Here is a 5181-nt window from a genome sequence, read left to right as displayed (position 1 = left end):
AGAATAAAGCCTTCTAAATTTAGACCATCATTTAGTCATCTATAAAAAAACAAGCCCTAAAAAAGCTTGTTTTAATCTAATATTTTTGGTTTTTACACACTTGTGCAACGGTTACCATTGTTCGCAACAGTTTTTACTCGAACATAACTTTAATTTTTTCCTCATATTTTTCATCGCTAACCTTTAAAATAGCTTCTAACAAATCTGTTGAAGTAGGCTTTGCATTAGGATACGCATGTTGTTCTAAAAACATACGTAAAGCCCTATTCAACCGTTCTTCGCCTAGTAACTCACTCAATTCAACAAAAACAATAGCGCCTTTAGAATAGGATACAAACGAATTATTTTTTGTGACTTTTAATAAGGATACATCATCCGTAAATCCCTTTTCTGCATCATATATTTGTTTGTGTATTGCTAAGCGCTCTAGCATTTTAGCTTTGCCATACATGTTTTTATAAAGCATCATTTCTGTATACATAGCCAAGCTTTCAGTCAGCATGGCATAACCTTCACGGTAATCAGGATCAATCTGGTTGGTTCCCCACCAAAAATGCGCTACTTCATGCCCAGCCAATTCATTAATAACATCTTGATTATGGTTGCCCGCTAGGTTGGCATGAAACGTCATATGCTCTGTCATAAATATAACACCAGGATAAGCGGTGCCTGCAAAACCTTGTGTAAACGATGACACTTCGGCAAATTGTATAGACGAAAACGGATAAGGCCCAAAATATTTAGTACAATAATCTAATGACAGCTTTGTGTTCTCAATAAGGTGATCTACATTGTTTTCATGCAAAGGATGATATAAAACCTCAATAGAAACATCCTTATGTTGTGCTTTTTTAACCTCATAAGCAGCTGATGAAACCGCAAACCTAAAAGGAATGGCGTCTGCTTTATACTTATAGTAATTTCTATTAGCGTCTTGCCACTGCGATTTTAACGCGCCAGTGCCAACAGCAATTTGATTATTACCGGTTGAAATTTGCATGTCCAAAGAAATAAAATCGTCTATATGAGTTTTTACCGCATCAAATGGTTTTATGGCTGTTGCTTCGCCCAAAGCATGTTGTTTTCTAATGGTCTTGTCTGAAATTTCCTGACTAGCATCATACCCAAATTGAGGATAATAACGACTTATTCTCATAAAAGAGCCATCCTTTACAATCGCATTAAAAGGATTATGACCATTTACAGCCTCCCATTTGTAAGCCAAATGAAAGGTGAGTTTTGCCGAGTCTTGGGCTTGTAATGCCTGTTTTAATGGTATTTCTGAAATAGCCTTGTCTAGCGTTATGGTATTATTTTTATAGCTAAATAAAAGCGCTTGTATCTCAAAGTCTTCAGGCACATGTATTAGTATAGAATCTATAGCGTGCTTGTGCTGATTTACCAACCAATACGTGCCTTTTATCTGGTAAGCTTGGTCTTCAGGAAACAAATCTATTTCAGTATTAACTTTTTTTATGGTTGGCTGCGGAAGATTTTGGTATGCTCTATAATGCTTTTCGTAAGCAACACGCGCTAATATGTCAGCGTCTTTATCTTTGGAAACATAACCATCTAAAAACAAATAGCCGCTCACCATACCTATACATACACAACCAACCATAGCAATAATATAAAAGTGTCTTTTAGCTTTAGTTTTTATCAAACCGTATAAAGCACATACAAGTCCTACAAGAGCAAACCCAAAAATCAATCTGTAAATAAACGGCATTACATAAGCACCGTAACCTATAAAATCGCTATAAGTACCTCTGTAACCAGATAAAAAACGAAACAACGGATTCGTAATCATGTTTTTTGAAATAGGCGTCACAAACAATAAGAATAACAAGATAGATATACCCAGTGCCACCGATTTACTCTTACTTATGTTATTAATAAATAGTAGCAGTAATGCAAAGAGTGTAAGTGGCAACGTATTAAAAACAAACACACCAAAATATGCTTGCCAATCAATAAAAGGGTATTTAAAAATAAGCTGAAAGATAATCGCTTCCAAGAGCATTAAACCGGTAAGAAACATGATTAAAAGTACCATGCTTATAGCATGTCCTAATAGGCGCTCTTTGGCATAATAAGTCGTATTTTGAATGATTGAAAATCCACTAGCATTGGCACGCCAAAACACATCGTTTGTAAAGTAAACCACAACAAGTGCACCTATAAAATAAAAGGTTTCGTTAATAGTTTTAGCTAGTAAACCAGAGCTAGCATACTGTTGCGGCAACCTAATACCCATATCTATATCGCCATACATTTCTACACCTACATAAAATAACAGTAAAGCAGAAACCGAAATAAGCGGAATACTTTTAAATAAATAAATAAAATCGATTTTTACAAAAGAGCGCAGCGCATGTTGTTTTGTTTTTGAAGTAAACAACGTGCTTACTTTAACAAACGGAACATCCAGTAGTTTGGTCTTTTTAGGCGTTCTTTCAGCCTGTTTTTTTGTTGACTTTTGTTTGAAAACTGGCAGAAATGAGAACGCATTTATGCCTAATTTCATAATGAATAAAGACAGTAGCACAACACCCAAACGGTTTATCAATAGTATGTTACTAAACGACACGATGTTGTGGTTTCTTTCAGAAATACTAAAGTCCTTGGCATCATAAAAATAAGCCGACAACCCAAAAATATCAGTTATAGCAGATACTTTTTGAGCAAATAAAGACTGCGGTAACGATTGTGCCATAAACGGCGCGTTTGAAAACATGAGCACTATCATATAGGTGATGTACAACATCAATCCTGCAATAGCGACCAATAGTTTATTCTGAAATTTTTTAGCAAAGAAAAACAGGATGCTGCATACCAATAAGCTATTTACCACGCCAAAAATCAAATAAGGATATACATAATGCCACAGATGAAAGTCTGCAAGCATTTCAGAATCTGTTTGCACATGCAACCCAATAACATACCCAAGCATTACAATAAAAAAACTGAATGCAGTAAGTAAAAAGAAGGATAAAAAGCGTGCTAATGCAAAGTTGCGTTTCTTTATAGGTGTGGTAAAAACAATTAAATCAAAGTTAGCGTCACGTTCCTTAAACAAGCCAGAAAAGGCGAGTAGTGTAGCAATCAAAATAATAAGTAAGCTCAACAAACCAGTCATAAACCCAACAGCGTAGGGCGCATTGGCAGCAATGCCATCGCCTACATTAATATGAAACTTATAGCCTGTAAAAAAACCAAGCACCAAATACGCCAACAAAGCAAATTGCGTTGCTATGTGTTTTAGCGCGCTATATATATCGTTTAGTAAAACCGTTTTCATGTTGTGCTGTTTAAATATGTGAAATAAGCGTGCTCTAAATTTGGAGTTACAGCTTTAAACCCAGTTGGGCAAGCATCGGCATACACGGTTACATGCATGACCTTTTCAATAAATTGCTTGCTGATGATGTTGTGGTTTGGCTCAAGATGTAATAATTCGTTTTTGGTTGTTGCTTTTTGCCATATTTTCCCTTGTAAGGCTTCAATAAATTCATTTGGGCTACCTTTTGCCACAATAGCACCTTGTTTTATAATCGCCATATCTGAACATAGATTTCGTACATCTTCTACCAAGTGCGTCGATAATAAAATGATAATATCTTCGCCTATTTCGCTCAATAGTGCATTAAATCTATTACGTTCTTCAGGATCTAAACCTGCTGTAGGTTCGTCTACAATCACAATTTTAGGATCTCCCAGTAACGCTTGAGCTACGCCAAAACGTTGTTTCATACCACCAGAAAATGTATGTACTTCTTTGTTTTTGGCTTCAACTAAATTCACTTTATCCAGAAGATTCATAATTTGATCGTGGCGCTCGTTCTTGTTGTGAATACCTTTTAGTTTAGCCAAATGTTGTAGTAAATTGTAAGCCGAAACTTTAGGATAAACACCAAAATACTGTGGTAAAAACCCTAGCTGTTTTTGTATTTCTAATGGATTTTTTACAATGTCTGTATCATTAAAACTAATGTGTCCTTCAGTTGGTTTTTGTAAGCCTACAATGGTTTTCATAAGCGAAGATTTCCCTGCGCCATTAGGCCCAAGTAAGCCAAAAACACCGTTTGTTATGTTTAAATTTATGGTATAAAGTGCCTGGTGTCCGTTGTTATACACAAGAGACACATTGTTGATATTCAATGTATTCATAAGATAATATTTAAAGGAGTGCTAGTCTACATAGTCTATAATGTCTCCAGGTTTACAGTCTAAGGCTTTGCATATTTTTTCTAGAGTTTCAAAGCGAATACCTTTGGCTTTTCCATTTTTTAGTATCGATAAATTTGCAGGTGTAATGCCAACTTCTTTAACCAATTCTTTACTCTTCATTTTTCGTTTGGCAAGCATGACGTCTATATTTATTACAATGGGCATAGTTTAAATGTATAAGTCTTGTTCGTTTTGTAAATGCAATCCTTGGTTAAATATTTCTGACATAAAAAACACAAAAACACCTAAAACAAGATGCAGAATAATAATCAGAAACATTTCGTGTTCTATGAGCATAAAAAACGATGAGAATATGGTGAGTAAAGTTGGTAGAAATATATTGACAAGATAAAACCGTCGTAAATGCACAATATTTTTGGCGGTAAATAATTTTTTTTGGTAAAATACTTTAAAGACACTAGATAGTAACCAAAAAAACAAACCATACCCTAAAACAGGTATTAAAAACGAAAAGATTAAATACGTTGTGTTGCTGTCTAAAATTAAAAAAGATGTCTTTGTAAAAGGGTAGGTGATAATTGTTTGCTTATCTTTTATAAGCAAATGGGTGTTTGTTGCCCAGCTGAATAACCCATAAACACCAGTAATTAAATACAAACCGCCCAATATTCTTGAGATGTAGTATAAAACTTTGGAAATAATAATTGATTTTTGCATATAATAAAAAATTAATTTATTACTGCAAATATATAAAAATATATTGTTTTACAATAAATATTTAAATTTTTAAGATAATTTAATCTTGATGTATCCGTTATTCAAATAAAGTAAATCAATAGATTAACATAAAGTTTAGCTCATTACTGAAATTTTAGGAAAATTACTATTTTAATCAATGGTGAGTTGGTCAAATTGTTGCCAACGGTGTCCTTTACTTTGCTGTTATTAAATTTAACAAGATTAGAGAGGAGAACTTGAACGGTCTTTAGG

General features: G+C 34.1%; 4 protein-coding genes. All 4 read right to left on the bottom strand.

Annotation, left to right across the window (positions count from 1 at the left end; all coding sequences use genetic code 11):
- Positions 1-133: 133 nt before the first annotated feature.
- The 4 genes from SLH33_RS12805 to SLH33_RS12790 are packed head-to-tail and all read right to left on the bottom strand — an operon-like array spanning position 134 to position 4908.
- Positions 134-3301 carry a M1 family aminopeptidase gene (locus SLH33_RS12805; RefSeq protein ID WP_320419513.1) on the bottom strand — a complete coding sequence of 1056 codons (3168 nt, stop codon included), beginning with the start codon at positions 3299-3301 and terminating at the stop codon, positions 134-136.
- Positions 3298-4170, bottom strand: coding sequence for an ABC transporter ATP-binding protein (locus SLH33_RS12800; protein ID WP_320419512.1), 873 nt, complete (start codon positions 4168-4170; stop codon positions 3298-3300). Before SLH33_RS12800 ends, SLH33_RS12805 begins: the two co-directional genes overlap by 4 nt.
- A 21-nt stretch (positions 4171-4191) precedes the next feature.
- The gene (locus SLH33_RS12795; RefSeq protein WP_215929021.1) at positions 4192-4395 is read right to left on the bottom strand and encodes a helix-turn-helix domain-containing protein; all 204 of its coding nucleotides are present in this window, start codon (positions 4393-4395) and stop codon (positions 4192-4194) included.
- A gap of 3 nt (positions 4396-4398) precedes the next feature.
- On the bottom strand, positions 4399-4908 hold the full coding sequence (locus SLH33_RS12790; RefSeq protein WP_320419511.1) for a DUF2975 domain-containing protein: 510 nt from the start codon (positions 4906-4908) through the stop codon (positions 4399-4401).
- Positions 4909-5181 lie beyond the last annotated feature (273 nt).

Origin of the sequence: Tenacibaculum sp. IB213877, assembly GCF_034043975.1 — a bacterium.
Lineage (GTDB): Bacteria > Bacteroidota > Bacteroidia > Flavobacteriales > Flavobacteriaceae > Polaribacter.
This window is presented reverse-complemented; position numbering and strand designations above follow the sequence as displayed.

Bases quoted from the DNA above. Each gene is read 5' to 3' on its own strand.
- SLH33_RS12805 (WP_320419513.1), bottom strand. From the start codon at position 3,301: ATGAAAACGGTTTTACTAAACGATATATATAGCGCGCTAAAACACATA.
- SLH33_RS12800 (WP_320419512.1), bottom strand. From the start codon at position 4,170: ATGAATACATTGAATATCAACAATGTGTCTCTTGTGTATAACAACGGA.
- SLH33_RS12795 (WP_215929021.1), bottom strand. From the start codon at position 4,395: ATGCCCATTGTAATAAATATAGACGTCATGCTTGCCAAACGAAAAATG.
- SLH33_RS12790 (WP_320419511.1), bottom strand. From the start codon at position 4,908: ATGCAAAAATCAATTATTATTTCCAAAGTTTTATACTACATCTCAAGA.